This is a genomic window from Pantoea sp. R102, assembly GCF_004916815.1.
In the GTDB taxonomy this organism is placed as follows: Bacteria; Pseudomonadota; Gammaproteobacteria; order Enterobacterales; family Enterobacteriaceae; genus Pantoea; species Pantoea dispersa.
In genome coordinates, this window is record NZ_SDFT01000177.1 from 1 (window position 1) to 2227 (window position 2227).

The following is a 2227-nucleotide window of genomic DNA, read 5'->3' on the forward strand; positions in this document are numbered from 1 at the left end:
GTCAGCACCGTGGCGCTGAGCAGCGCCTGCGGACCGAGCGGCGCCAGCTGCACATTTTCCGGACGCACATACACATCCAGCCGGTCGCCGACGCTGGCCTGCACCCGTTTGGCCGGCAGGCGCAGCCTGTTGCCGCCCAGCTCCAGCAGCGCGCTGGTGTCACGGCCGGCGTAGCGGCCCGGCAGTATGTTGACGTCACCGACGAAGCCGGCGACAAACGGATCCTGCGGGCGGCGATAGATCTCATCCGGCGGCCCAATCTGGCGCACGTGACCGGCCGACATCACTACCACGCGGTCGCTCATGCTCAGCGCTTCACCCTGATCGTGGGTGACGAAGACCGTGGTCACGCCGAGTTTGCGCTGAATCGCTTTCAGCTCGACCTGCATGGATAACCGCAAATTTTTGTCCAGTGCGGAGAACGGCTCATCCAGCAGCAACACTTTCGGGCGAATCACCAGCGCACGCGCCAGCGCCACGCGCTGCTGCTGCCCACCGGACAGTTCACGCGGCTTGCGCTGGCCGTAACCTGCCAGCTTCACCAATGCCAGCGCCTGCCCGACCCGCTCGGCGATTTCCGCTTTCGGCACGCCGCGCATACGCAAGCCGTAGCCGACGTTTTTCTCCACCGTCATGTGCGGAAACAGCGCGTAGTTCTGAAACACGATGCCGATCTCGCGCTGATAAGGCGGGATTTCCGTTACCAGGTCGCCATCGATAAAAATCTCACCGCCGTCGGCTTCGGCAAAGCCGGCCATCAGGTTCAGCAGCGTGGTTTTGCCGCAGCCGGACGGGCCGAGCAGCGTAATGAACTCACCTTCATGGATGGTGAGAGAAATTTTATGCAGCGCGATGGCATCACCAAAGCGCTTCAGGACGCCATCCAGCTGCACCGCCACGTTGGCCTTATGCGGCGCCGATGACAGCGGCTGCGGAAACGGGGTTACTTCTGCACTGACCATACAATCTCCGGATTCGGACGGGGTGGCTCGTCGCGGGTTCATCCGCACATCCAGGTCGCCAGCCGGCGTAACAGGCTGTCACAGGCGTCCAGCTGTGCGAGGGTGATAAATTCGTCGGGCTTATGGCCCTGCTCCATACTGCCGGGACCGCACACCACGCAGGGGATGCCGGCGGCGGCAAACAGTCCGCCTTCAGTGCCAAACGCCACGGTGCTGAAGCTGTCGCTGCCGCTCAGCCGGGCAATCAGCTGTGCCGCGGCACTGTGCGCGGCGGTATCCAGCCCGGGATAGGCGCTGAGCGGCGAGAAGCGGATGGCGCTGGCGGGCTGCACCGCGCGCATCTGCGGCTCCAGCGTCTGCTGCGCATACGCCACCAGCTCCTCTGCCACCTGCTGCGCATCCTCCTGCGGCAGCGTGCGTACTTCGAAATCAAAACTGCAGGCGTCAGGCACGATGTTCAGCGCGCGTCCGCCGTGGATCACCCCGGTTTGCACGGTGGTAAACGGCGGATCGAAGCGCGCATCCTGTCGTTCCGGCGTCGCCAGACGTTCACCGATGACGGTCAAGCGCTGGATCAGCTTCGCGGCGTATTCAATCGCATTGACGCCCTGCGGCGCGTACGCCGAGTGGCAGGCCGCGCCCTGCACTTCGCAGCGCATCGCCAGCTTGCCTTTGTGGCCCAGCACCGGACGCAGTTCTGTCGGCTCACCAATCAGGCAGATCGCCGGTCGATCGCTGCGCTGCGCCAGCGAATCCACCAGCGAGCGCACACCGAGGCAACCCACCTCTTCGTCATAGGAGATAGCCAGGTGCAGCGGCTGACGCAGCGGCTGGGCGAGGAAATGCGGCACGGCGGCCAGCATACAGGCGAGGAAGCCTTTCATGTCTGCCGTGCCGCGTCCGTACAGCTTGCCGTCGCGTTCGGTCAACGCAAACGGCGGCACCGTCCACGTCTGGCCATCAACCGGCACCACATCGCTGTGGCCCGATAGCATCACCCCGCCGCTGCCGGCTGGCCCGAGCCGCGCATAGAGATTGGCCTTGCTGCGTTCTGCGTTGTGCATCAGTTCACAGGTCACGCCGAGCCCGCTGAGGTAGCGCCAGCAGAAATCGATCAGCGCGAGATTGGATTCGCGGCTGGTGGTGTCGAAAGCCACCAGATGTTCGAGCAGGTTACGGCTGGTCAACATCGCGTCTCCTCACGCTTATTCATCGCCCGGCACGCCGTAACGGGGTGCCAGCGTGGGATTGAGCGCGCGCGTCAG

Annotated in this window: 2 protein-coding genes; both read right to left on the reverse strand. The window is 64.4% G+C overall.

Annotated features, from left to right (window positions below):
- Positions 1-962 (reverse strand): ABC transporter ATP-binding protein (locus tag ERD80_RS17670; RefSeq protein ID WP_136547854.1); only part of this gene is annotated, 962 nt, incomplete at its 3' end.
- A 38-nt stretch (positions 963-1000) separates the two neighbouring features.
- Positions 1001-2152 carry an acetylornithine deacetylase gene (gene argE, locus ERD80_RS17675; RefSeq protein WP_136547855.1) on the reverse strand — a complete coding sequence of 384 codons (1152 nt, stop codon included), beginning with the start codon at positions 2150-2152 and terminating at the stop codon, positions 1001-1003.
- Positions 2153-2227: the final 75 nt, after the last annotated feature.